This window comes from Achromobacter pestifer (assembly GCF_902859625.1).
GTDB lineage: Bacteria > Pseudomonadota > Gammaproteobacteria > Burkholderiales > Burkholderiaceae_B > Achromobacter > Achromobacter pestifer.
In genome coordinates, this window is record NZ_CADIJX010000007.1 from 17,212 (window position 1) to 39,936 (window position 22,725).

Here is a 22,725-nt window from a genome sequence, read left to right on the forward strand (position 1 = left end):
GAAAACCTGTTATCTCGGTGACAAGGGCGCTTGTTTGTAGGCTGGAGGTTCAGTGCCCGAAATACGCATGCGTGACGTCGTCTGGCGTACCGTCCATTTTGATCTTTCCGTGCTCAAGCCAAATCGCGCGATTGCAGGTATCTTTCACCAATTCTCGCGAATGGCTAGCGATGACCAGAATATGGGTCGACTCGACCAGCTCATTCATTCGTGCTTCCGCCCTTACCCGGAATCCTTCGTCGCCAACCGAAAGCCATTCATCCATCAACAGGATCTCGGGCCGGATGATGGTAGAAACCGAGAATGCCAGACGCAAGTGCATCCCTGACGAATAGGTCCGGACAGGCATGTCAATGAAATCGCCCAGCTCCGAGAAATCGATGATTTCATCGAGCTTGGCTTTTATCTCTGCGCGAGTCAGGCCCAGGAGGGCGCCGCGCAGGTATATGTTCTCGCGGCCGCTGGCCTCGGGATCAATGCCGAAACTCACATCGATCAGAGAGCCAATCTCGCCCTTGATTTCGGCTCGGCCGCTAGAGGGTTCGTACACCCCGCTCAACAAGCGCAACAGCGTACTCTTGCCTGCGCCATTGTGGCCAAGCAAGCCGACGCGATCGCCGTCCTTGATTGTCAAGGTCAAGTCTTCCAATGCGCGGATGATCACTCGGCCACTGGCGTTGGCGCTGATCTGACCACCAGTCGCAACCTGGAATAGTCGCTTTTTTAGCGAACGAGCACTAGCGTTGTAGATGGGAAAATCGACACAGACGTTGTCGAAAACGATGGAGGCCATAATCTGTCTTTATTGAAGAGTCGTTGTGTCTTACAGCCAGTAGGCGATACGGCGGCGATAGCGGCCGAAGAGCACCAAGGTCAAAGTCCAGCCTACGATGGCGATGCCTATCGACACTAGCCAGTTCTCTAGCGAAGGCTCCTGGCCGAGTAGGGGAGCACGAACGATCTGAAGGAAGTGATAAAAGGGATTCAGATCCAGCATATACGTGCCGGCGCGGGACGGCAGGAGGCTCGGCAGCCACATGATCGGCGTGACGTAGAAGACGACTTGCAGAAAGCTGGAGATGATTTGGGGAATGTCACGATAGCGCGTACAGATGACACCCAGAAAAATGGCGATCCAGGTCAGATTCAGCATCAATAGCAACAAGCCGGGGATAGCGACGAGAACATCCCACGTGGGCGCCCTCTGAACCGCGATGAGGACCAGCGGGAAGATCACCACGTTATGCGCCAAGATGATCAGGTTGCGCCACAGGACGCGGAAAATATGCACGCTCAGGGGGATGGGCAGCTGCTTGATCACGGCTTCGCCCGCGATGAAGCCGCTGCACCCTTCGGTGATGACTGTCGAGATGAACCCCCAGAGGATCAACCCGACTGACAGGAACGGCAAGAACTCGTCCATCGGCGATTTGAAGATTTGGCCGAATACGATGCCGATGGTGCCGATCATCACACCCATGCTTATGGTGAGCCAGAAGGCTCCTATGGAGGAACGGCGGTAGCGCTGTCGTACATCCTGCCAGCCCAGTGTGCCGATCAGGGAAAAACGTTTTAGCGCTGACAGGATGTCTTGCACGGCGCCAGCAGCAGTTTGGTTGGACATAAACGAATGGGTCTATCAATAAATGGTCAATTGGTGGCATGCTAGCACCGCAGTACGTCGGTGCGGGTACGCCAGCATCAAAGAGGTCTCACGTGCCTATTGAACCAGCTCTGAGGGCTTTTTCAGCACGGGAACGGTATGGTCAAGGGTCGCGATTTCGTTCAAGCTCTGCCCTGCTAGCGTTAGGCTGGTGATGGTATATCCGCCAAGTTGCGGCAATATGCCAAATAGCCGTTCGAGCGCATGTGCCAGCGTACCGTCCTGCTTGCCGTTCTCGGGCGCGAAGGTCAGCAGGGAATCCGGAATGTCATGTAGCGCCGCGATAGCCTTCGGTGCGAACCAGAACATGGTGCCGGCAAAAAAGCCGAGCGGCACGTCCTCTTCTTTCAAGGTAATGGGCGTAAGGCTTTGCATCAGCGCGCATACAGTGGCCCGGTTGGCGCCCCAATAGTGCGGGTGCGTCAGAAAGTAATCGTGTGGTCCCACCATGCCGGCCTTGCCGTTGCGCAGCAGCTCGACGCTACGGCGTACTGTCTGAGAGCTGCCGCAAAGCTGGCGGAACAGGCTCTGCTGCCATTGCTGCCCGCTGTCGCTATATGTGCTTTTCTTGGAATGTAGTTTGAGCACCGCGTCATAGCGCTCCAGCATTCCGCTACGATGAACAGCAAGAAACGGCCCGACATCCCGGCCACGGTTCTCCGACAGGGCGACCGCCACGCTGCTTGCCAAGGGCGCAAAGAGATCGATCAGCTGTGACACGGCCCCTTCGTGGGGCGTAGTGATGATGAGATCGAAAGGTTCGACGATGTTCTTGATGTAATCGTAAATCTCGCCGGCCAGTTCTGGATAGAAGATATGAACGATCACCGCCACTCGGACCCCGGGTCTGCCCAGCGGGGCGGTGTGGATGACGCGTTGCCATGGCAACGGGCTGGTCTTCGTCGTCAAGGCGGTCAGCGGGCCTGATTTAGATTGGTAGTGGGCCTGCGAGCGCGTGACGAAGCGGTTGATCGCCTCGTATTCGGTTGGCGGGCATAGCCTTTGCAGCCAGGCCAAGCTGAGCTTGTGGGGATTATTCCGAACGAGCTCGGTCTTGACCAGTCCCGTTTCCCGCGCAAGCGCCTGCGCCTGAAAGTGCGTGGGATTGAATTGGGTTAGCGAGCGCCAGAACAGGGGATGGAGCAGTTTTGCCAGGCTTTTGATGGTGAGGCTCTTGCATCCCCAGAGTGCCATGGCGCGCCAGTTATCCCAGCGGGTCGGCTGGAAAAGGACGTCCACGGACGCACCGCCGGCCCTGATGGCCGCGGACAGCCCGAGTTCACCGGAAAGAATGGTTTCTATCTTGGTATTGCGCGGAGAGATGGTCGAGAGCCATGATAGGAACCAACGGCTCGACACAGCGTCGCCCCGCAATGCGATCAGATAGGATTGCAGGTGCCACTGCCATTGGCGCGACTGCGTCACTCCAACGATGTCGACATCGTCGAGTCGTTGCAGCATCGTCGCCATCGTGTTCCGGTATTGGCGGTTGTCGGTCACCAGATAACTCGAATTGAGCAGCAACATGCGGTCGCAGCCGCCTTGCTGTAGCACCGCGCTTATGCCTACCCGGTAGCTGTAGAAGTCGTAGCCGACGTTGGGCCGGCAAATTGTCTGAATCTTCTTGCTTGTGGGAAATTCGTTCGATGTCAGTCGACTTGTCGTGACCAGAACAATGCTATCGCACAGCGCTTCCAAGTCCTCCAGGATGCCGTGCAATGTGGGATCCAATACGTCATCTGGATCAAAATGGGCGACAACGGCGACGGTCTTCAGCATATCAATGCAAAAGTGCGTGGGTCGCGCGATACAGCTTGCGTGCAATCTTGTGCAACAGCGGATACTTTTGCAGCGTATGGGCCAGACGCTGCACACGAGGTTTCATCGGCACATGTTTGCTGAGATCCGTCTTGATCCCAATGCCTTCGTGAGAGGCAATCTGCTGGACGCGGTGGAATGCTGCTTCACGGGCCTGTTCCACCGGCACCATATCTTCAGGAGACACGTATGAAGTGCGCGCGACTTCATCAAGATAGTTCAGCCCCCATTGCACGTCGGGCTCAAGATGGCAGCCTTCACCCCATTCGTTCCAGGCATTGACGAAAATGAAGGGATCGGATGCCCCGAGACGAGTTTCACGGGTGTAGGCGCGCAGGAATTTCAGCCACGAACCGAAGAATGCCGGTGTGGCATTCACGATGATCGTACCCGTGTCTTGGCGTCGGGCGGTGTTGTCCCAGCTGGGAATGATGCCTCGGTAGAGCGTGAACGGTGGCGTAGGACGTAGCATGCTTTGCGCAATGACCCGCGTGTAGTCGATCAGGCCACCATGGAAATTCGGGTTGGTCAGAGGGGGCGATGGGTCTGGGCAGTTTTGCGGGCCGTTGAACTTGTGCGGCGGAAACTCGACCATGGCATCGGCACCGACTTCGCGTGGATCGCTGATGTCGTAGAAGTCGACGACGGATACATGAAGGCCAGGCAGGCCGAGGCGTTCCGCTTCCGCACGCCATTTCTTTATCGAACCAGCCGGATCCGGCAATTCCTTTATGCGGTAGACGACGAGCAGCGGCTTGTCGTCCACGCGGATGTAGCGAGGATCCGCCAGGAAGGGGTAGATGTCCTGGATAAAGCGTTCTTCGTCGCCTTCGGCATACTTCTGTTCGAGCAGTACGCTCTTGGTATCGCCATCCCAAGTTCGGGTCCAGTTTTCATTGGCCCAGCACAAGCAGAACGACATGTCGATGTCGGACGCCAGAAAATTGTCCAGAGGCCGCTCCAGGATGCGGCGGCCGCTGAACCAGTAATAGTAGAAGCAGAATCCGTGTACGCCGTATTCGCGCGCCAAGGCGGCCTGCTCGCGCATGGTTTCCACGCGGTCCAAGTCGTAGAAGCCCAGCTCCCGCGGGATATGAGGCTGATAATGTCCGTCGAAATTAGGCCTTCCGCGAGCCACATTGGTCCACTCGGTGAACCCTGGCCCCCACCATTCCGAGTTTTCCGCCACGCGATGGTATTGAGGCAGGTAAAACGCGATCAGTTTCGAGGTGTCCCGCGTATAGCCGGCGTCATCGGCCGCCCCTTCCCCGCCATAGCCGGAAAGGGCTTTAAACGAGGGAGAATCGGTCAAATCAGTAGTGTTTTTCATGTCGAACATTAGATAGCCGCAGGGCGTGGGTGTGCCCACGACAGTGGCAGCCGCAGCGTGCCGGAGCGAATCAGACCGTCTTAGGCGAAGTACTCGGCTTGCAGGAACGGTAGGCCCTGTGCATCCTTGGCCGAGACGACCGGCTCGCCGCTCATACGCCAATCAATGGCAAGCGTCGGATCGTTCCAGGCGATGCAGCGCTCGTGCGCCGGGGCGTAGTAGTCGGTTGTCTTGTACAGGAACTCCGCGGTGTCGGACAACACCACGAATCCGTGGCCGAAACCTTCAGGTACCCACAGTTGATGCTTGTTCTCGGCGCTCAACAACGCACCGACCCACTGCCCGAAAGTCGGGGAGGATTTGCGTAGGTCGACGGCGACATCGAAGACTTCGCCCTGGGCGACGCGCACAAGCTTGCCTTGCGTCTGCTGGGTCTGATAGTGCAGGCCCCGCAGTACGCCCTTCACCGAGCGAGAATGGTTGTCCTGCACGAATTGCGCTTTTCGGCCAATGGCTTCTTCGAATACGCGATGATTGAAACTCTCGAAGAAAAACCCACGGTCGTCACCGAATACCTTCGGCTCAAACAGGATGACTTCTGGAATTGCGAGCGGCGTGGCGTTCATCAATACACCTTCTCAACGAGTAGACGTTGCAGATACTTGCCGTAGCCGTTCTTGGACAGCGGAGCGGCCAGCGCTTCCAGCTGTTCAGGCGTGATCCACCGATTGCGGAAGGCAATTTCCTCGGGACACGACACCTTCAATCCCTGTCGGTTCTCCAGAGTGGAAATGAACTGGCTGGCCTCGAGCAGCGACTCGTGGGTGCCGGTGTCCAGCCAGGCATAACCCCGGCCCATGATTTCAACTCCCAACTTGCCCTGCTCCAGATAGACGCGGTTCAGATCGGTAATCTCCAGTTCGCCGCGCGGCGAAGGCTTGATCTGCTTGGCGATCTCGACGACGTTTTTGTCGTAAAAGTACAGCCCGGTTACCGCGTAGTTGGACTTCGGCTTGCTTGGCTTTTCTTCCAACGAAAGGACCTTGCCCGTTTCGTCGAATTCCGCCACGCCATAACGTTCGGGGTCATGGACGTGATAAGCAAACACGCTGGCGCCCTCGACGCGCGCATTGGCGTTGGCTAGAAGCTGGTGGAAGTCATGGCCGTAGAAAATGTTGTCGCCCAACACGAGCGCAGACAGATCATTGCCGAGGAACGATTCGCCGATGAGGAACGCCTGCGCCAAGCCATCTGGCGAGGGCTGCACTGCGTATTGGAGGTTCAAACCCCATTGCGAACCGTCACCCAGCAGTTGCTGGAATCGCGGCGTATCTTGCGGGGTCGAGATGATCAGGATGTCTTGAATGTCCGAGAGCATCAGCGTGCTTAACGGGTAGTAGATCATCGGCTTGTCAAAGACCGGCAGCAGCAGCTTGCTGATCGCGAGCGTGGCGGGGTGCAGTCGAGTGCCGGAGCCGCCGGCCAGGATAATGCCTTTGCGTTTCATGCGGAAAGTTCCAATGATGTAAGTTGATCGACCGTGCGGTCAACATGCACTGTCCAGTCCGGCAGTTGCAGCTTCAGCGGCGCGGTCAGGGCGATCGTATTCAAACGAGAGTTTTTTGGCCGGGCTGCGGGCACCGGATACTGCTCGGTCGTAATGGCAGCGATATTGTCGGTCTGGACTTTGAGAGCCAAGCCATTGTGGCGGGCGCGTGCGACGACATGTGTCGCCAACCCGTGCCACGTGGTGTGGCCAGCGGCAGTCAGGTGGTAGATGCCAGCGGCGAGTTTGCCTTGTTGGTAGCCGGCAATAGCCAGGGCGGTGACGTCCGCAATCAATTCGGCCGATGTCGGCGCACCATGCTGGTCAGCCACGATATTCAAGGCATCACGCTCTTTGGCGAGGCGCAGGATCGTTTTGATGAAATTTCCACCATGGGCGGAGAACACCCAGCTCGTACGCAGGATCAGTGCCTTGCAGCCGCTTGCGGTAATGGCAGTTTCGCCCGCCAATTTGGTCGAACCGTACACGCTTTGGGGATTTGTCTGATCATCGATGTCATAAGGAGCATCCTTGCGGCCATCGAACACGTAGTCCGTGGAGTAGTGCACGAACAGGGCGTCATTTTCCTTTGCGTACCGTGCGATTTCCGCGACGGCATCGGCATTCACTGTCCGGGCAACGTCTTGATTGGTTTCGGCCTTGTCCACTGCCGTATAGGCGGCGGCATTCACGATGATGTCCGGCGCTTGGTGAGCAAGCAATTGGCGTAACGCTTCCACGTTTTCCAGATCGGCGCCTTGGCGGCCGAAGGCATGCACGTCACCCAGCGGCAGCAGGGTGCGCTTTAATTCGTGTCCGACTTGCCCATCTTTGCCGAGTAGCAGGATTTTCATAATAGTCTTCAAATTCGATTAGTCAGCGCGGCGGCCAATAATCCGAGATTGCCCAGCAAGGTCTGACGATAAACCCCGGAACGTTTAATGCCCACTACCCTTGGAAGCAGACTCCGCTGGCGTGCCGAGATAAAGCGGTCGTAAATGCTGTGATTGGCGGGAGTCAGTTTGGGTAGCAAGGGCGACAGCGCTTGAATATGCTGGTTGGTCCAGATTTTCAAGTGTCCTTCGAATAGCATTTTGATCCGTAACAGACGCGCACTTAAGCCGGCGTTGGCACCAATCAGGTTCTCTCCATGCTGGCGATAGCGCAGCGAGGGCTCACTGTCGTAATGGACACGGCCGCCACAGGCGCTGACCACGATGTAAATCCACCAATCGTGGGCGACGACATCTATGTCTGCGCCCGCCTCCAACAGCAGGTCGCGTGCGGCGTTATTCATCACCATGGTATTTCCGCCAGCAACGTTTTGCATGAGGGCATTGGCAAATGCCGGTGGGCGAGTAAACAATGGCGAGAAGCCGATGGGTTGGCCCGCCCCGTCGATCAGTTCGGTTCGGGTACAGTACAGCGCGGGCTGCCCTTCTGGCACTTCGCGTAGCCACTTTACGGCACGTTCCAGCTTGTCAGGGTGCCAAATGTCGTCCTGATCAGACAAGGCGTAATAGTCCGCGTGCAATGTGGGCTCGCAGATCAACGACATGAAATTCTTTACGAATCCCTTGCGCGGGCCGGCTTGCAGCGTGACTTGCCCGGGCTTGTGGCGCTCGGCAAAAGCCCTCAACAGGTCCAGGGTCGCATCAGTCGAGCCGTCATCCGATACCCAGAGTTTCCAACAGGGGTAAGTCTGCGCCGCAAACGAGTCCAGTTGCGCAGTCAGGTACTTTTCGCCCTGATATGTGCAAAGGAGAATGGCAACGTGCTGGCTCACTGGACTACCTGCATGGATACTCGGCTATTTGGCAAAATAAAAAACTCGGCGTGGTCGCGGTCGGTGGCAGGCGGAACCCGGCGCCCAGGATGATCCAGGGCAGTAGCCGACAATACGAGATCGCGGCAGGGACCTCGTCGTGGATGGCTCAGGCGCTGTATTGAGTGGTAACCCAATCGCGATACGCGCCACTGGTGATGTTGGTCACCCATTCCTGGTTTTGCAGGTACCACTGCACCGTCTTGCGGATGCCGGTATCGAATGTTTCGGCGGGCTTCCAACCCAGCTCGCGCTCGAGGCGGGAAGCGTCAATAGCGTACCGTTGATCGTGACCGGGCCGGTCTTTGACGAACGTTATTTGATTCTTGTAGGGCTGACCATCAGCCCGGGGGCTGAGTTCATCCAGCAGCGCGCAAAGCGTGTGGACGACTTCCAGGTTGGCTTTCTCGTTCCAGCCGCCCACGTTGTAGGTTTCCCCCAGCTGGCCGTCAGCCAGCACGCGACGGATAGCCGAGCAGTGGTCTTTCACGTACAGCCAGTCGCGGATCTGTTGTCCGTCGCCGTAGATCGGCAACGGCTTGCCTGCCAACGCGTTGTGGATAACCAGAGGAATCAGTTTTTCGGGGAAATGATAGGGGCCATAATTGTTGGAGCAATTGGTGGTCAGTACCGGCAGCCCGTAGGTATGGTGGTATGCCCGCACCAGATGGTCGCTGGCGGCCTTGCTGGCGGAATAGGGGCTGTTCGGTTCGTAGCGATTCGTTTCGCTGAAAGCCGGGTCGTCCTTTTTCAGCGAACCGTAGACCTCATCGGTAGACACGTGAAGGAAACGGAATGCCGCGCGTTCGGCATCGGGCAAGGTGTTCCAATACGCGCGTACGGCTTCCAGCAGGTGAAAGGTACCCACGATATTGGTCTGGATGAATTCGCCCGGGCCGTGGATGGAACGGTCCACGTGCGACTCAGCGGCGAAGTTGAGAACGGCGCGTGGCTTGTGTTCGGCCAGCAGGCGGCTAACGAGTTCGGCATCGCCGATGTCGCCTTGCACGAGCTTGTGTGCTTGATTGCTCTTGAGCGAAGCGAGATTGTCGGGATTGCCCGCGTACGTGAGCTTATCCAAGGTCACGACGGGTTCGCTGCTTTCCTGGAACCAGTCGAGAACGAAGTTGGAGCCAATAAACCCTGCTCCGCCGGTAACAATAATACTCATTCTTATATAGTCCTTGAGCGTTCAGCGTGCGCGCAAGGCCGCCGATTAACCCGCAATTATGCCGCAACTGCCTTAGGGCTACCTAATAAATGAAACAAACTGTGGTGTGAAATAAGCACGTTACAAGACATGCTGCAATGCAGGCGGTTGCAGCTGCCTTGCAATTCATCTCATGAGTTACGTGGCCTTACGCGCGTTGGGGCTCATCCAGAACACATCGGGCGTGCCCACGGCGTTATTGATATGGCGCGCCAGCACAAACATCAAATCCGACAGCCGGTTCAGATACTGGCGCACCGGCGGATTTACGGATTCGACCCCCGCCAGCGCCACCACCGCCCGTTCCGCGCGTCGGCAGACGGTGCGCGCTACGTGCGCCTGCGCGGCGGCCCGCGTGCCGCCGGGCAGGATGAATTCACGCAACGGTGTCAGTGTCGCGTTGTAGTGCGCCAGGCGCGCGTCCAGGCGGGCGACCTGGATTTCGGTAACGGCGGTATGGCCCGGAATACATAGCTCAGCGCCCATATCGAAGAGGTCGTGCTGGATCGCCATCAGGTCAACCGAGACCTCCGGTGGCAGCGATTCTGCCAGCAACACGCCAATGACGCTGTTCAATTCATCCACATCTCCCAGGGCAGCGATGCGAGGTGCATCCTTGGGGATGCGTGATCCGTCCCCCAAGCCGGTGGTGCCGTCATCCCCCGTGCGGGTGGCAATGACAGATAAGCGGTTGGCCATAGAGCGTCCTGGATCGGGGTAAATGAGAGTGTGGTTTGCATCCTGCGGTAAGCGGGCGGGGGCGCCGGCGTGGGTTCGCAATCAACCGTCAGGATTGTTGCGTTATGCCGCAGGAACTGTTTCATAACGGCGGTATCCTAGCACTGTGGAAAGCATAAGGGCTTGGCCCAGGCTTTCGCTGTCAATGGAGGATGCCTGTATGGCTTTTGACCGCAAATATGCAATGCCCATGGCTGTCGCCACCGCGATGGCCGTCGTTACCCTGGCCACACCGCTGGCCTTCGCGCAAACGGCCGATGCCAGCGGTGAAGTGCGCCGCGTGGACCCGGCCGCGGGTAAGGTCACAATCAAGCACGACGAGATCAAGGCGCTGGACCTGCCGGCGATGACGCTGGTCTATGAAGCGGACCCGCCGTCCCTGCTGTCCAAGATCAAGGCAGGCGACAAAGTCCGCTTTACCGCCACTCGCAAGGATGGCAAGTACGTTGTGACGGCGATCACGAACTGACGCGCTGCCATGAAAAACGCCGTTTACCGCAGCATTGCGGTAAACGGCGTTGTCTTGCCAGCGGGCGGGCGCGAAGCGCGCCGCGCGTTTTACAGCACGTAGCGCGCCAGATCCTGGCTGCTGGCGACTTCCGCCAACTGCGAGTTCACGTAGGCGGCGTCGATCGTCACGTGTTTGTCCTGGCTGGATGTGGCGTCGAATGACAGTTCGTCCAACAGCTTTTCCATCACCGTGTACAGGCGGCGGGCGCCGATGTTCTCGGTGGTTTCGTTCACGTTGTAGGCGAGTTCCGCCAGGCGGCGCACGCCTTCATCGGTGAATTCCAGCTGTACGTCTTCGGTGGCCATCAGCGCGGTGTACTGCTTGGTCAGCGAGGCGTCGGTGTCGGACAGGATGCGCACGAAATCTTCGGCGGTCAGCGATTCCAGCTCGACCCGGATCGGGAAGCGGCCTTGCAGCTCGGGGATCAGGTCCGACGGACGAGCCAGGTGGAATGCGCCTGATGCGATGAACAGGATGTGGTCGGTGCGGACCATGCCGTAGCGCGTGTTGACGGTGGTGCCTTCCACCAGCGGCAGCAGGTCGCGCTGCACGCCCTGGCGCGACACGTCGGCGCCGCCGGATTCCTGGCGGGCGGCGATCTTGTCGATTTCGTCCAGGAAGACAATGCCGTTCTGTTCAACGTTGTTGATGGCCACGGTGCGCAGGTCTTCTTCGTTGACGCGCTTGGCGGCTTCTTCGTCGACGATCAGTTTGAAGGCTTCACGCACCTTCATCTTCTTGGGTTTTTTCTTGTCGCGGGCCATGCCGGCGAACATGCCGCGCAATTGCTCGGCCATTTCTTCCATGCCCGGGGGCGTCATCACGTCCATTTGCGGCGCGGCCTGGGCCACTTCGATCTCGATCTCCAGATCGTCGATCTTGCCTTCGCGCAGGCGTTTCCTGAAGGTCTGGCGCGCGCTGTTGTCTTCGCCGCGTTCCGGTTCGCCGGAAGCGCCCCGGGCGGGCGGGACCAGAGCGTCCAGGATGCGGTCTTCGGCGGCGTCTTCGGCTTGGGTGCGCACGCGGCGCATTTCCAGTTCACGTGTCTGCTTGATCGAATATTCGGTCAGGTCGCGAATGATGGTGTCGACGTCGCGGCCCACATAGCCCACTTCCGTGAACTTGGTGGCTTCGATCTTGATGAAAGGCGCATTGGCCAACTTGGCCAGGCGGCGCGCGATTTCGGTCTTGCCCACGCCGGTGGGGCCGATCATCAGAATGTTCTTCGGGTGTATTTCGTGGCGCAGGGGCTCGGCGACCTGCTGGCGGCGCCAGCGGTTGCGCAGGGCGACAGCCACGGCACGCTTGGCACGGTTCTGGCCGACGATGTACTTGTCGAGTTCGGAGACGATCTCTCCGGGCGTCATGTTGGATGCGGACATGAGGGCGAATCCTTGAAGCTAGGGCGGGCTGGGGGGCGGCCGCGGCGCGGGAGGAAACCTCCGTGCGCCGCGTGGCGGGCGTCAGTCGCCCAGCGTTTCGATGATGTGGTTCTGATTGGTGTAGATGCAGAGGTCGCCGGCGATTTCCAGCGATTGCTTGACGACGACCTCGGGCGGCAGCTCGGTGTTGCGCAGCAGGGCCAGCGCGGCCGATTGCGCGTAGGCGCCACCTGAGCCGATGGCGGCCAGGCCGTGTTCGGGTTCCAGGACGTCGCCGTTGCCGGTCAGCACCAGGGTGTGTTCGGTGTCAGCCACGATCAGCATGGCTTCCAGGCGGCGCAGGACGCGATCCGTCCGCCAGTCGCGGGTCAACTCGACCGCCGCGCGCATCAGGTTGCCCTGGTGCTTTTCCAGCTTGGCTTCAAAACGTTCCTGCAACGTGAATGCGTCGGCGGTGGCACCGGCGAAACCGGCCAGGATCTTGTCGTGGTACAGGCGGCGGATCTTGCGGGCGGTGCCCTTGACGACGATGTTGCCCAGGGTGACCTGGCCATCGCCGCCGAGCGCGACGCGGTTGCCGCGGCGCGCGCACACGATGGTGGTGGCGTGAAATTGTTCCATGCGTTCCTTCCTTTGAAGGGATTAGCTGGGGGCGGTTGAACGGAAATCAAGGCTGCCGGAGGATTCCTCGCGGGCAATAAAAAAGGCCATGCTGGAAACCAGCATAGCCTTTCAGGGCATGGCGTGAATTACGGGACGGATCAGTCGCCGTACAGCTTTTGGCGCATTTCACGGCGTTCCTGCGCTTCGAGCGACAAGGTGGCCGTGGGGCGGGCCAACAGGCGGGGTACGCCGATGGGTTCGCCGGTTTCTTCACACCAGCCGTATTCGCCGCTGTCGATGCGGGCGATGGACTGCTGCACCTTTTTCAGCAGCTTGCGCTCGCGGTCACGGGTGCGCAGCTCAAGGGCGTGTTCTTCCTCGATGGTGGCGCGGTCGGCGGGATCGGGCACGAACTGCGTTTCGCGCAGGTGCTCAGTGGTCTCGCCGGCGTTGGCCAGGATGTCCTGTTCGAGTTGTTTGAGCCGTTCCTTGAAGAAAGCCAACTGGCGTTCGTTCATATAGTCGGACTCGGGCATGGCCAGCAATTCCTTCTCGCTGGGCAGATCAATCGCCGTATCGCTCGTCGACTTGCTTGATTTTTTGGTTGCTGCCTTGGTAGCCATGAAAACACTCCACTATGAATCGATCCTGGCGCGGGCGTCCTTTCCCGGTTCGTGTCGCTTGCTGCCTACGCTATTCGTACCTCACAGTACTGCCTTCGTCGCATCGCGTCACGTCAGGAAGGGGGATTACCCCGCCAGGCACTGCTCCAAGCCCCGGGTGAAAATCTCCTGGGGCAGCTTACGACCGATGAATACCATCTTGGTGGACGGTTTTTCGGCCGCGGTCCACGGCTTGCCGGGTTCGGCGCCCATCATCATGTGTACACCCTGAAACAACATGCGGCGGTTGATGCCCTTCATGTACAGGATGCCCTTGTAGCGCATCAGGTCGGGACCATAGACCTGCACCACGCCACCCAGGAATTCCTCAAGGCGTGCGGGATCGAACGGCTTGTTGGAACGGAACACGAACGCACCGATTTCGTCGTCGTGCTGGTGATGGTGATGATGGTGGGCATGATTGCAATGCGCCCCGCAGTCGCCTTCGTGGTCATGGTCGTCATGGCCGTGATCGTGCCCGTGGTCATGTCCATGGTCATGGGCATGGCTGTGGGCGGCGTCGGGGTGTTCATCGGCCAGGAATTCCGGGTCGATGTCCAGAATGGAATTCAGGTTGAAGCCGCTGATGTCGATGATGGACGCAAGGTCGACTTCACCGAAGTTGACCGGCGTGATCGGCGCGCGCGGGTTCATGTGAACCAGGCGATGGCGCAGCGCTTCGTAGTCGGCTTCGTTGACCAGGTCGCGCTTCGAGATCAGGATGCGGTCGGCGAAACCGACCTGCTTCTGGGCTTCGGGTTGTGCATCGAGCGTGGCCATGCCGTGCTTGGCATCGACCACCGTCACCACCGCATCCAGGCGGTAGTACTCGGCGATGTCGTCATCCATGAAGAACGTCTGGCAAACCGGGCCGGGGTTGGCCATGCCGGTCGTTTCCAGGATGACGCGCTCAAATTTCAGTTCGCCGGCTTCGCGCTTGACGCGCAGCTCGGACAGGGTGCGCATCAGGTCGCCACGGACCGTGCAGCAGACGCAGCCGTTGGACAGTTCGATGATTTCTTCATCGCTGTCTTGAACGAGCAGGTCGTTGTCGATGCTTTCCGGCCCGAATTCATTTTCGATGACGGCAACGCGGCGGCCATGGAATTCGGTCAGGATGCGTTTGAGCAGGGTGGTCTTGCCCGCACCGAGAAAGCCGGTGAGGATGGTGACGGGAACCATTTTGTCCAAACTGCGCGGGGTGTTCATGGCGAAGCTGCTAGCGTGAAGTCAAGGCTGAGTCTAGGGCCGGGCCTAAGGCTGGGTTTAGAGCTTAGTCCAGGCATTAGACACATGGGACCTGCCAGGGATTTTCCCGTGCAGGACGATGTTTGCCACAGGCTGCGAAGGCCGCCAATAGCGGCCGGACGCAGGATTACAGCACAGTCGGAGGCAGGGGGCAAACCCCGGGTCAACCCAGGGGGCAAAGCCGTCCGGATCGCGGCTGTACGCCATCAAGTATCAGGCGATATCACTATTTTGGGGCGGTTTACCGGATTTCAAGGGCCGGATGTGCCCGATCTCACGAGGGGCCGGACAGCTGCGGTTCACCCCAAAGGAATCGCCCGGCGGACGGCGGCCGCCGGCGGTGCTGATGCTTAGTGGTGATGGTGGTGATGGCCGGCGTCAGCAGGTTGCTTTTGCTGGCATTGGGGACACAACGCCCGGATTTCGGTTTCGTGCGTGGCCAGGGCGTAACCCGTTTGGGCAACGCGCTCGGCCAACTGGCGACTCATGGCGGGGTCAGACACTTCTGCGACCGCGCCACAACCCGTACAGACCACCAGCAGGTCGTGGGGCGCGCCACCGGCGTCGTGGCAGGCGCTCCAGGCGTTGACGGCATCCAACCGGTGGATCAGGCCTTCGTCCATCAGGAAGTCCAGCGCGCGGTACACGGTAGGGGGCGCCGCGCCAGGATGCACTTCACGCATGGCGTCCAGCAATTCGTAGGCTTTCAGGCTGCGGCCATGACGCAGCAGCAGTTCCAGCACCTTGCGGCGGATGGGCGTGAGGCGGCGTCCGCGCTGCTCGCACAGCGTCTCGGCGACGCTGAGTTGGGCGCCTACGGTGTCGCTGCGGGGAGAACGGGGCGGTGCGGGCATGGCGGGCTTCATCTGAATAGGAGACGCGCACGACGCGCGCGAGATGCCTGGAAGGTAGCAGAAAACATCGATATGCGGGCGGCCTGGGCGGATTCAAGCCTTTATGGTTATGATATAACATAATAAAACTCAACTACGCCGTCTCAACGGCGCCGCCACGCGGCCTTTCGACTTTTCGCTTCCCCATGTCTCACTTCTCGCTTCTGCCTGCGCGGCTCGGCGCCGCGCCTCGGCAAGGCGCCATTCCCCGATCTGCATTCCTGGCGTCCGCCTGGCGCCGCATGGCGGTCGCGTTGATCGCCGCTGCCGCGCTGTGGGCGTTGACCGGTTGGGCGCTGGACTGGTGGCCACGATGAGCGCGGCTCCCGTGACCATCGAACTGGCCGACGCCTCTTTCGGCTGGCATGGCCATCCCGCACTGAAATCGGTGTCGGGCCGCTTTGCTGCGGGAGGCATGACGGCCGTGGTGGGGCCCAATGGCGCGGGCAAATCGACGCTGATCAAGGGGATCATGGGCGTGCTGCGACCCATGACGGGCAGTGTGCGCATCAGCGGCGCAGGCCGGTCTGAACTGGCTTGGCTGCCGCAGGCGTCCGAATTGGACCGGTCCTTTCCCGTCACGGTGCTGGACCTGGTGGCCATGGGTGCGTGGCGCCGTGTCGGCGGATGGCGCCGGTATCGTGCCGATGAGCTTGAGCGATGCATGGACGCGCTGGAGACAGTGGGTCTGGCCGAGGCCGCTGGGCGCGGCGTGGACACGCTTTCGGGCGGGCAGATGCAGCGCACATTGTTTGCGCGGATGCTGATGCAAGACGCGCCCGTCCTGCTGCTGGACGAACCGTTCGCCGCCGTGGACAGTCACACCGCCGATGATCTGATGGCCTTGCTTTGCGGCCTGCATGGGCAGGGCCGCACGGTGATCGCGGTCCTGCACGATCTGGACCTGGTGCGCAGCCACTTCCCCGAATGCCTGCTGTTGTCCGGGTCGGTGGTGGCGTGGGGCGCAACGGAGGACACCTTGAACGACGCGCATCTGAAGCGGGCGCGGCAATGGCACACGAGGGCTGACGCATGAGCCTGGCGCAATGGGTGGTATCGCCCTTTCTGGATTACGGATTCATGCGGCGCGCGCTGGCGGGCGCCAGCGCCTTGTCGCTGGGCGCGGCGCCACTGGGCGTGTTCCTGGTGCTGCGGCGCATGAGCCTGATGGGCGACGCCATGTCGCACGCCATCCTGCCGGGGGTGGCGGCCGGCTTTCTGCTGTCGGGCCTGTCCTTGGGCGCGATGATGCTGGGCGGCATCGCCACCGGTCTGGCCGTGGCGTTGCTGGCGGGTCTGGTGGCGCGGCTGACGCCGCTGCGCGAAGACGCCAGTTTCGCGGCCTTCTATCTGATATCGCTGGGGCTGGGCGTGCTGCTGGTGTCGTTGCGCGGCTCCAACATGGATCTGTTGCACGTGCTGTTCGGCACGGTGCTGGGCCTGGACGACGCGGCGTTGCTGCTGGTCACCATCACGGCCAGCGTGACCTTGCTGGTGCTGGCGGCGATCTACCGCCTGCTGGTGGCCGAATGTCTGGACCCGGGTTTCTTGCGCGCCAGCGGCGGCGGGGGCGGTTGGGTCCACATGGGCTTTCTGGTGCTGGTGGTGGTCAATCTGGTGGCGGGCTTTCAGGTGCTGGGCACGTTGATGGTGGTCGGGATCATGATGCTGCCCGCCGCCGCTGCCCGCTTCTGGGCGCGTTCGGCAGCCCGGCAGATTCCGCTGGCTGCGGCCTTTGGCGTGCTGGCATCCGTCAGCGGCCTGCTGGTGTCCTACCACTACAACGTGCCTGCCTCGCCCTCGATCATCCTGGCGGCGGGTGCCTGTTATCTGTTTTCCATCGTTGGCGGCCCGCAAGGCGGGCTGCTGCGGGCGTCGCGCCGCGTGCGTCGGGCCTGAGACTTCACTAGGAGATTCGCTATGCGTTCCATTCTGCCGGCGCGGCGCCGCGCGTTGTTGGTCGTGGCCGGACTGTGCCTGTCGGCGGCATTGGGCACGGCGCATGCCGCCGAGCCCCTGAAGGCTGTGGCCAGTTTTTCCATCCTGGGCGACATCGTGCGCGAAGTGGGTGGCAATGACGTCAGCCTGACGACGCTGGTGGGCCCCGACGGCGATGCCCATGAGTACGAACCCACGCCCGGGGATGCAAAGAAACTGTCCGCCGCACGGGTGCTGTTCGTGAACGGCCTGGATTTCGAGACCTGGCTGCCCAAGCTGACGAAGGCCTCGGGTTTTGCCGGGCAGACCGTGGTGGCTTCGCAAGGCGTGACGCCGCGAAAGTTCGCGGGGCATGGCGGCGGGGATAAGCACGACGACCACGATCACGGACATTACCACAAGGACGACGGCCATCATCATCACGGCGACGCCGATCCGCATGCCTGGCAGAATCTGGCCAATGGCGTGATCTACGCGCGCAACGTGGCCGAGGGCCTGGCTGCGGCCGACCCGGCGCATGCCGACAATTACCGGCAGCGTGCCACCGCCTACGTCGCGCGGCTGCAAGCGCTGGATGCCAATGCGAAGAAGACGTTCGCCGCCATTCCCGCCGAACGCCGCAAGGTCGTGACCTCGCATGACGCCTTTGGCTATTTCGGCGATGCCTACGGCGTGACGTTCATTTCGGCGATGGGCGTGTCGACGGACGCCGAGCCGTCGGCGGGCGAAGTCGCCGGGATCATCGAACAGGTCAAGCGTGAACGGGTGCCGGCGGTCTTCGTCGAGAACATCACCAGCCCCAAGCTGGTGCAGCAAATCGCGCGCGAGACCGGGGCCAAGGTGGGTGGTACGCTTTATTCCGATGCGCTGTCCAAGCCTGGGCAGCCCGGCGCCACCTATCTGGAAATGTTTGAATGGAACGTACGTCAGCTTGCCGCGGCCTTGCAACCCTGAGCGCCGTGACGGCCTTGCTGGCGGCGGGCGCCGCCAGCGCGCATCCGCATATGTGGATCGACGCCCGCGCGGTGATCGATATCGATGCGCAGCATCGCATCACGGCCGTCCGCCAGGTTTGGCTGTTTGACGAGATGTTTGGCGCCTATGCCACGCAGGGCTTGAAGCAAGGCAAGGACGGTTCCTTGCCCCCCGCGACCCTGCAAGGCATGGCGGCGGATTGGATGAAGGCGCTGGGCGAACCGATCTCGCACTATTTCACGCGCGTCACCGTGGACGGCAAGATGGCGGTGTTCGCGGCCCCGCGTGATGCGCGCGTCGACTGGAATGCGAAGAGCAAGCGGTTGACGCTGTCCTTCACGTTGCCGCTGTCCGAACCGGTTCTGCCAGGTGCGGATGGCGCGCAGGTGGATATCTACGATCCCACGTATTTCGTCGCGTATGCCTTTGATGAAAAGGGCGCGGTTTCGCTGGGTGGCCCGCAGGCTACGGCGTGCGCGTCTCACTACCGCAAGCCCAAGGAACTGGATTGGAAGACCATGCAGCAACTGGCCGCGATCCCGGCCGATCCGGACGCATTGCCGGACGAACTGTTCGCCATCACCAAGGGGCTGACGCACCGCATCGAGGTGCGATGTCCGTAACGGGTTCCTCGCGTGCCGCCGCGCTGATGGCCGGCCTGCTGCTGAGCCTCGGCATGGGCGCGGCCATGGCGCAGGGAGCGCATCCGTTTGGCGTGCCGGAAAGCGGCTCGAGCATGGGCGGGCCGGGCTGGCTGGCTAGTTTTTTCGGACAGGTTTCGGTATGGCAAAGCCACTTTTATCGGCAATTGACCGGCGCCGTGCGCGCTTGGCAGGCCGAAGGCGGTGCGGCCTGGACCTTGATCGGGCTGTCGTTCGCCTATGGCGTGTTTCATGCGCTGGGGCCTGGGCACGGCAAGGCGGTGATTTCGTCGTATGTGCTGGCCAATCGGCAAACCGCTCGCAATGGCGCGCTGCTGGCGCTGGCCTCGGCGTTGATTCAAGCACTGGTGGCGATTGCGATGGTGGCGGTGCTGGCCATCGTTTTCAACGCGACCGCGAGAACAATGAATGAGGCGACGCGCTGGCTGGAGCTGGTGTCTTACGCGCTGGTGACGCTGCTGGGGGCGTGGCTCGTGTGGATCAAGGCGATCCGCCCATTGTTGCGGCGGCGGCAGCGCGTGCCGGTGCAAGCGGCTGCGCCATCTTCCACGGCAACACTGAAGGGCGCGGTGGCATTGCGGGCGATTGCCGTGCATGCGCCCGCACCGCAAGCGCACGCCCATCATCATCACTCCCATTCCCACGATGACGATTGCGGCTGTGGCCATGCGCACGTTCCCGCGCCCGATCAGGTGGCGGGGCCTTTGAATTGGCGTCGCGCCCTATCGGCCGTTCTGGCCGTGGGCCTGCGGCCATGCAGTGGCGCGTTGATCGTATTGGTATTCGCGTTGTCGCAGGGCTTCTTCCTGGCGGGTGTGGCGTCCGCGCTGGCGATGGGGTTGGGCACTGGTTTGACGGTGGCGGTGTTGGCTTGCCTGGCCGTGGCGGCTGGAGGTGCCGCCACGCGCATCGGCCATCGCCTGTCCAGTGCAGGGGCGGCGCGCTTGCGCTACGGTGTGGAAGCGCTGGCGGCGTTGGCGGTGCTGTTGCTGGGCATCCTGCTGCTGGGCGGCATGGTGGCCGGAGGCGGTTAGTGCGTCAGGATTTTCGGCCGGCGCGCGGGTGGGCCTGGTCATAGGCCTTGGCCAAATGCTGGAAATCCAATCGCGTGTAGACCTGGGTGGTCGAGATATTGGCGTGGCCCAGCATCTCTTGAACGGCCCGCAAGTCCTGGGCGGATTGCAGCACGTGGCTGGCGAAGCTATGGCGCAGCACGTGCGGATGCACATGGGTGGGCAGGCCGGATTCTTGCGCGATGCGCGCCAATTGCAATTGCACGACACGTGGCGAGATGCGTTTGCCGCGCGCGCCCAGGAACAAGGCAAAGGCGTCTTCCGGCTGCGAGGCGGCGGGGGCCAGTTGCGGACGGACGGCGATCCATTTTTGCAGCGCTGCCACGGCGGCCTGTCCGACAGGCACCGAGCGGCGTTTGCCGCCCTTGCCCAACACTTCGACTTCGGCTTCTTCCAGCTTCAGCCAGCCGCGGGATTCGTAGTCGGCCGACCGGGTGTAGCGCAGATCCAACCCCACCAGTTCAGACAGCCGCAAGCCGCTGGAATACAACAGTTCCAGCATGGCTTGGTCGCGTAGCGCAGCGGGCTCGGTTGCCACCTTGGCGGGCGCGCGGTCCAACAGCGCCTGGGTCTGTTCCACCGATAGGGCTTTGGGCAGGGCGCGCGGCGCCTTGGGGGCGCGCACGCCCGCCACGGGATTGCCGGCCAGGTCGATGGATGGCGCCCACCATTGATAGAAGCCGCGCCAGGCGGCCAGCGTGCGGGCCAGACTGCGCGGGCCTCGGCCCTGGGCATGCAGGCGCGCAACAAATTGGCGAATGTGGCCGTTGGCGATCTTGTCCAGCGGCAGGCGAGCCCGGCCGGCAAGTTCCAGCAGGAAGTGGAGTTCGCGCCGGTAGCCGTCCAGGGTGTGCGGCGAATAGCGGCGGTTGGTTTCCAGATGGCGCAGCCACGCGGCCATGGGATCGGGCAGGGGGCCGGCGGCGGGAGGGGCGTTTGCCGCGGTCTCGGTGCCGGGTTTGGGCAGCGGGGAGTCGGGCGGAGGAACGTTGCGCGTGGTGTGGTTCATGTCCGCCCGCCCTGGTGTGGCCCTAGGCCTTCGGAGAAGCCGGATTCAGGCGGTGCAGCGCTGCCGAAGCCAGTTGGCCGACGGATTCCAGGAATGCCGTGCCCATTTCGGGCGTGAAGCGTTCGGGGTCGTCGGAGCCCAGCACCAGCAGGCCGACGGCGGCGCCATCGGCTTCCAGGCGCAAGGGCACCAGCGCCAGCGACTTGGGCTTGCTGTCCAGCCAGCCGGCGGCTTCAAACGCGGTGTCGGTGCCGCAGTACGGCGTCTTCAGGCTATCGGTGAACGTGCGGATGTCTTGCGATACCGGCTCGCCGTAGCCAGTGGGCGGCAGTTCGGACAAATCCCACAGGCGCAGCGCCACATGGTTCAGTTCGAATTGCTCGGCCAGCCCCAGGGCGATTTCGCCCGGCACGCGCTGGGCGTCGTTTTCGGACAGCAGGCGGCTGCACCACTTGGCTACGTGCGTGCCGATGCTCTCGTTGGCGGTGGCATTGCGCACCAATTCGTTCAGGCGCCATTCCAGTTCGCGGTTGCGCTCGCGCAGCGTCAGGATCTGGCGTTCGCCCAGTGAAATGGCACGCGAACCGTGCGGGTGGGGTACCTGCAAGGTAGCGAAGACGTCAGCGTGTTCGTCAAAGAAGCCGGGGTGCTCTTGCAGGAAAGCGGCGATGTCCTGGGCAGTGAATGCGGTATCAGTCATAAGGTCAGCGGTTCAGCGCCATGGAGAAGACGAGCTTGTCGATGTCGACCTGCCCCGTGAATACGGATTCGGCCGGGCCGGTCATGCGCAGCTGTTCGCCGTTCCAGGCGACGGTGAGCACGCCGCCGCGCGTTTGCACGCGCACGGGCGATTGCAGCAGGTCGCGGCGGATGCCGGCCGCGACGGCGGCGCAGGCGCCGGTGCCGCAGGCCAGGGTTTCGCCCGCGCCACGTTCAAATACGCGCAGGCGGATGTTGTGGCGGTCCAGCACTTGCATGAAACCCGCGTTGACCCGGCGCGCAAAGCGCGGATGGGTTTCGATCAGCGGGCCCTGCACGGCGACGGGGGCGGTGTCGACGTTATCGACCACCTGCACCACATGCGGGTTGGAGATAGCCACGGCCGACAGCAGTACCTTGGCCGGCACGCCGGCAGGCGCGTCCAGTTCCAGTTCCCAGAGGGTGTCTTCGCCTTGGCGTTGCGAGGCCAGGCCGGCGGTGTCGAAAGGCAGGGCCGGGGGGTCGAAGCGGGTACTACCCATTTCAACGGTGACCTGTTCGTCGTCCCCTTCGTCCAGGACGAGGATGCCGGTGGCGATTTCGGCACGCAGCGGATTGCGGTCGGACAGCCCTTGTTCGTGCACGAAGCGCACGAAGCAGCGCGCGCCGTTGCCACAGTGTTCGACCTCGCTGCCATCCGAATTGAAAATGCGATAGCGGAAATCGGCGTCCGGCCGCGTGGCGGGTTCGACCAACAGGATCTGGTCGGCGCCAACGCCGAAGTGCCGGTCGCCCAGCGCGCGCGCTCGTTCGGGCGTCATTTCGATGGTCTGGCGGACCCCGTCTAGCACGACGAAATCGTTGCCCGCGCCATGCATTTTGGTGAAGTTCCAGTTCATCCCTGGATTATCGCCCATTATTGGGGTGTGGGCGGCCTGGC

25 protein-coding genes are annotated in these 22,725 nt (G+C 61.5%); 7 read left to right on the forward strand and 18 right to left on the reverse strand.

Translation table 11 applies throughout. The features are described 5' to 3' along the window. Positions 1-49: 49 nt before the first annotated feature. The 10 genes from HV753_RS23495 to HV753_RS23540 form a co-directional block, all read right to left on the reverse strand. The gene (locus HV753_RS23495) at positions 50-793 is read right to left on the reverse strand and encodes an ABC transporter ATP-binding protein (RefSeq protein ID WP_175176997.1); all 744 of its coding nucleotides are present in this window, start codon (positions 791-793) and stop codon (positions 50-52) included. A 30-nt stretch (positions 794-823) separates the two neighbouring features. After that, on the reverse strand, positions 824-1,624 hold the full coding sequence (locus HV753_RS23500) for an ABC transporter permease (protein WP_175176998.1): 801 nt from the start codon (positions 1,622-1,624) through the stop codon (positions 824-826). A gap of 96 nt (positions 1,625-1,720) precedes the next feature. After that, the gene (locus HV753_RS23505) at positions 1,721-3,442 is read right to left on the reverse strand and encodes a rhamnan synthesis F family protein (RefSeq protein ID WP_175176999.1); all 1,722 of its coding nucleotides are present in this window, start codon (positions 3,440-3,442) and stop codon (positions 1,721-1,723) included. A gap of 1 nt (position 3,443) precedes the next feature. Then, positions 3,444-4,820, reverse strand: a complete 1,377-nt coding sequence (locus HV753_RS23510) for a glycosyltransferase WbsX family protein (protein WP_217481494.1) — start codon at positions 4,818-4,820, stop codon at positions 3,444-3,446. A gap of 71 nt (positions 4,821-4,891) precedes the next feature. Further along, the gene (gene rfbC / locus HV753_RS23515; RefSeq protein ID WP_175177001.1) at positions 4,892-5,437 is read right to left on the reverse strand and encodes a dTDP-4-dehydrorhamnose 3,5-epimerase; all 546 of its coding nucleotides are present in this window, start codon (positions 5,435-5,437) and stop codon (positions 4,892-4,894) included. Next, complete coding sequence (gene rfbA, locus HV753_RS23520; RefSeq protein ID WP_175177002.1) at positions 5,437-6,318, reverse strand: glucose-1-phosphate thymidylyltransferase RfbA; 882 nt, start codon at positions 6,316-6,318, stop codon at positions 5,437-5,439. The genes rfbC and rfbA overlap by 1 nt, the downstream gene beginning before the upstream one ends. Beyond that, on the reverse strand, positions 6,315-7,211 hold the full coding sequence (gene rfbD, locus HV753_RS23525; protein WP_175177003.1) for a dTDP-4-dehydrorhamnose reductase: 897 nt from the start codon (positions 7,209-7,211) through the stop codon (positions 6,315-6,317). Before rfbD ends, rfbA begins: the two co-directional genes overlap by 4 nt. A gap of 8 nt (positions 7,212-7,219) precedes the next feature. After that, on the reverse strand, positions 7,220-8,143 hold the full coding sequence (locus tag HV753_RS23530) for a glycosyltransferase family 2 protein (protein ID WP_175177004.1): 924 nt from the start codon (positions 8,141-8,143) through the stop codon (positions 7,220-7,222). 148 nt (positions 8,144-8,291) lie between these two features. Continuing rightward, positions 8,292-9,353: a dTDP-glucose 4,6-dehydratase gene (gene rfbB / locus HV753_RS23535; RefSeq protein ID WP_175177005.1), complete on the reverse strand. Its 1,062-nt coding sequence runs from the start codon at positions 9,351-9,353 to the stop codon at positions 8,292-8,294. A gap of 177 nt (positions 9,354-9,530) precedes the next feature. Next, a complete protein-coding gene (locus HV753_RS23540; protein WP_175177006.1) occupies positions 9,531-10,091 on the reverse strand; it encodes a cob(I)yrinic acid a,c-diamide adenosyltransferase in 561 nt (186 codons plus the stop codon). A 199-nt stretch (positions 10,092-10,290) separates the two neighbouring features. On the opposite strand from HV753_RS23540, the gene HV753_RS23545 reads away from it, so the two are divergent. Then, complete coding sequence (locus HV753_RS23545) at positions 10,291-10,599, forward strand: copper-binding protein (protein WP_175177007.1); 309 nt, start codon at positions 10,291-10,293, stop codon at positions 10,597-10,599. 89 nt (positions 10,600-10,688) lie between these two features. Here HV753_RS23545 and hslU read toward each other — a convergent pair whose 3' ends face one another. From hslU to HV753_RS23570, 5 genes are all read right to left on the reverse strand, one after another. Next, the gene (hslU, locus tag HV753_RS23550; RefSeq protein ID WP_175177008.1) at positions 10,689-12,023 is read right to left on the reverse strand and encodes an ATP-dependent protease ATPase subunit HslU; all 1,335 of its coding nucleotides are present in this window, start codon (positions 12,021-12,023) and stop codon (positions 10,689-10,691) included. Between the two features lie 81 nt (positions 12,024-12,104). Next, the gene (gene hslV, locus HV753_RS23555; protein ID WP_175177009.1) at positions 12,105-12,644 is read right to left on the reverse strand and encodes an ATP-dependent protease subunit HslV; all 540 of its coding nucleotides are present in this window, start codon (positions 12,642-12,644) and stop codon (positions 12,105-12,107) included. Between the two features lie 140 nt (positions 12,645-12,784). Beyond that, positions 12,785-13,249 carry an RNA polymerase-binding protein DksA gene (gene dksA, locus HV753_RS23560; RefSeq protein ID WP_006216410.1) on the reverse strand — a complete coding sequence of 155 codons (465 nt, stop codon included), beginning with the start codon at positions 13,247-13,249 and terminating at the stop codon, positions 12,785-12,787. Positions 13,250-13,375: 126 nt separating this feature from the next. Further along, a complete protein-coding gene (locus HV753_RS23565; RefSeq protein ID WP_175177010.1) occupies positions 13,376-14,497 on the reverse strand; it encodes a CobW family GTP-binding protein in 1,122 nt (373 codons plus the stop codon). A 389-nt stretch (positions 14,498-14,886) separates the two neighbouring features. Next, the gene (locus HV753_RS23570) at positions 14,887-15,390 is read right to left on the reverse strand and encodes a Fur family transcriptional regulator (protein ID WP_006224833.1); all 504 of its coding nucleotides are present in this window, start codon (positions 15,388-15,390) and stop codon (positions 14,887-14,889) included. A 185-nt stretch (positions 15,391-15,575) separates the two neighbouring features. Between HV753_RS23570 and HV753_RS23575 the strand changes: the two genes are divergently transcribed. From HV753_RS23575 to HV753_RS23600, 6 genes are read left to right on the forward strand one after another with little or no spacing between them, the layout of a single operon-like run. After that, positions 15,576-15,746: a hypothetical protein gene (locus HV753_RS23575; protein WP_175177011.1), complete on the forward strand. Its 171-nt coding sequence runs from the start codon at positions 15,576-15,578 to the stop codon at positions 15,744-15,746. Then, positions 15,743-16,465 carry a metal ABC transporter ATP-binding protein gene (locus HV753_RS23580; RefSeq protein ID WP_175177012.1) on the forward strand — a complete coding sequence of 241 codons (723 nt, stop codon included), beginning with the start codon at positions 15,743-15,745 and terminating at the stop codon, positions 16,463-16,465. The genes HV753_RS23575 and HV753_RS23580 overlap by 4 nt, the downstream gene beginning before the upstream one ends. Continuing rightward, positions 16,462-17,328, forward strand: coding sequence for a metal ABC transporter permease (locus HV753_RS23585; RefSeq protein WP_175177013.1), 867 nt, complete (start codon positions 16,462-16,464; stop codon positions 17,326-17,328). The genes HV753_RS23580 and HV753_RS23585 overlap by 4 nt, the downstream gene beginning before the upstream one ends. 21 nt (positions 17,329-17,349) lie before the next feature. Beyond that, positions 17,350-18,321: a metal ABC transporter substrate-binding protein gene (locus HV753_RS23590; protein ID WP_175177014.1), complete on the forward strand. Its 972-nt coding sequence runs from the start codon at positions 17,350-17,352 to the stop codon at positions 18,319-18,321. Further along, the gene (locus HV753_RS23595) at positions 18,282-18,965 is read left to right on the forward strand and encodes a DUF1007 family protein (RefSeq protein ID WP_175177015.1); all 684 of its coding nucleotides are present in this window, start codon (positions 18,282-18,284) and stop codon (positions 18,963-18,965) included. The genes HV753_RS23590 and HV753_RS23595 overlap by 40 nt, the downstream gene beginning before the upstream one ends. Beyond that, positions 18,956-20,038, forward strand: coding sequence for a nickel/cobalt transporter (locus tag HV753_RS23600; protein ID WP_425485926.1), 1,083 nt, complete (start codon positions 18,956-18,958; stop codon positions 20,036-20,038). The genes HV753_RS23595 and HV753_RS23600 overlap by 10 nt, the downstream gene beginning before the upstream one ends. 4 nt (positions 20,039-20,042) lie before the next feature. Here the strand turns inward: HV753_RS23600 and xerC are convergent, their stop codons facing one another. From xerC to dapF, 3 genes are all read right to left on the reverse strand, one after another. Then, positions 20,043-20,978 (reverse strand): tyrosine recombinase XerC, encoded by a 936-nt coding sequence (xerC, locus tag HV753_RS23605; RefSeq protein WP_175177253.1) that lies wholly within the window; start codon positions 20,976-20,978, stop codon positions 20,043-20,045. 130 nt (positions 20,979-21,108) lie between these two features. After that, positions 21,109-21,786 carry a DUF484 family protein gene (locus HV753_RS23610; RefSeq protein ID WP_175177016.1) on the reverse strand — a complete coding sequence of 226 codons (678 nt, stop codon included), beginning with the start codon at positions 21,784-21,786 and terminating at the stop codon, positions 21,109-21,111. A gap of 4 nt (positions 21,787-21,790) precedes the next feature. Further along, positions 21,791-22,702, reverse strand: a complete 912-nt coding sequence (gene dapF / locus HV753_RS23615) for a diaminopimelate epimerase (protein ID WP_175177017.1) — start codon at positions 22,700-22,702, stop codon at positions 21,791-21,793. Between the last annotated feature and the right edge of the window lie 23 nt (positions 22,703-22,725).

Coding starts and splice junctions, on each gene's coding strand:
- HV753_RS23495 (WP_175176997.1), bottom strand. CDS start 793: ATGGCCTCCATCGTTTTCGACAACGTCTGTGTCGATTTTCCCATCTAC.
- HV753_RS23500 (WP_175176998.1), bottom strand. CDS start 1,624: ATGTCCAACCAAACTGCTGCTGGCGCCGTGCAAGACATCCTGTCAGCG.
- HV753_RS23505 (WP_175176999.1), bottom strand. CDS start 3,442: ATGCTGAAGACCGTCGCCGTTGTCGCCCATTTTGATCCAGATGACGTA.
- HV753_RS23510 (WP_217481494.1), bottom strand. CDS start 4,820: ATGTTCGACATGAAAAACACTACTGATTTGACCGATTCTCCCTCGTTT.
- rfbC (WP_175177001.1), bottom strand. CDS start 5,437: ATGAACGCCACGCCGCTCGCAATTCCAGAAGTCATCCTGTTTGAGCCG.
- rfbA (WP_175177002.1), bottom strand. CDS start 6,318: ATGAAACGCAAAGGCATTATCCTGGCCGGCGGCTCCGGCACTCGACTG.
- rfbD (WP_175177003.1), bottom strand. CDS start 7,211: ATGAAAATCCTGCTACTCGGCAAAGATGGGCAAGTCGGACACGAATTA.
- rfbB (WP_175177005.1), bottom strand. CDS start 9,353: ATGAGTATTATTGTTACCGGCGGAGCAGGGTTTATTGGCTCCAACTTC.
- HV753_RS23540 (WP_175177006.1), bottom strand. CDS start 10,091: ATGGCCAACCGCTTATCTGTCATTGCCACCCGCACGGGGGATGACGGC.
- HV753_RS23545 (WP_175177007.1), top strand. CDS start 10,291: ATGGCTTTTGACCGCAAATATGCAATGCCCATGGCTGTCGCCACCGCG.
- hslU (WP_175177008.1), bottom strand. CDS start 12,023: ATGTCCGCATCCAACATGACGCCCGGAGAGATCGTCTCCGAACTCGAC.
- hslV (WP_175177009.1), bottom strand. CDS start 12,644: ATGGAACAATTTCACGCCACCACCATCGTGTGCGCGCGCCGCGGCAAC.
- dksA (WP_006216410.1), bottom strand. CDS start 13,249: ATGGCTACCAAGGCAGCAACCAAAAAATCAAGCAAGTCGACGAGCGAT.
- HV753_RS23565 (WP_175177010.1), bottom strand. CDS start 14,497: ATGAACACCCCGCGCAGTTTGGACAAAATGGTTCCCGTCACCATCCTC.
- HV753_RS23570 (WP_006224833.1), bottom strand. CDS start 15,390: ATGCCCGCACCGCCCCGTTCTCCCCGCAGCGACACCGTAGGCGCCCAA.
- HV753_RS23575 (WP_175177011.1), top strand. CDS start 15,576: ATGTCTCACTTCTCGCTTCTGCCTGCGCGGCTCGGCGCCGCGCCTCGG.
- HV753_RS23580 (WP_175177012.1), top strand. CDS start 15,743: ATGAGCGCGGCTCCCGTGACCATCGAACTGGCCGACGCCTCTTTCGGC.
- HV753_RS23585 (WP_175177013.1), top strand. CDS start 16,462: ATGAGCCTGGCGCAATGGGTGGTATCGCCCTTTCTGGATTACGGATTC.
- HV753_RS23590 (WP_175177014.1), top strand. CDS start 17,350: ATGCGTTCCATTCTGCCGGCGCGGCGCCGCGCGTTGTTGGTCGTGGCC.
- HV753_RS23595 (WP_175177015.1), top strand. CDS start 18,282: ATGGAACGTACGTCAGCTTGCCGCGGCCTTGCAACCCTGAGCGCCGTG.
- HV753_RS23600 (WP_425485926.1), top strand. CDS start 18,956: ATGTCCGTAACGGGTTCCTCGCGTGCCGCCGCGCTGATGGCCGGCCTG.
- xerC (WP_175177253.1), bottom strand. CDS start 20,978: ATGGCCGCGTGGCTGCGCCATCTGGAAACCAACCGCCGCTATTCGCCG.
- HV753_RS23610 (WP_175177016.1), bottom strand. CDS start 21,786: ATGACTGATACCGCATTCACTGCCCAGGACATCGCCGCTTTCCTGCAA.
- dapF (WP_175177017.1), bottom strand. CDS start 22,702: ATGGGCGATAATCCAGGGATGAACTGGAACTTCACCAAAATGCATGGC.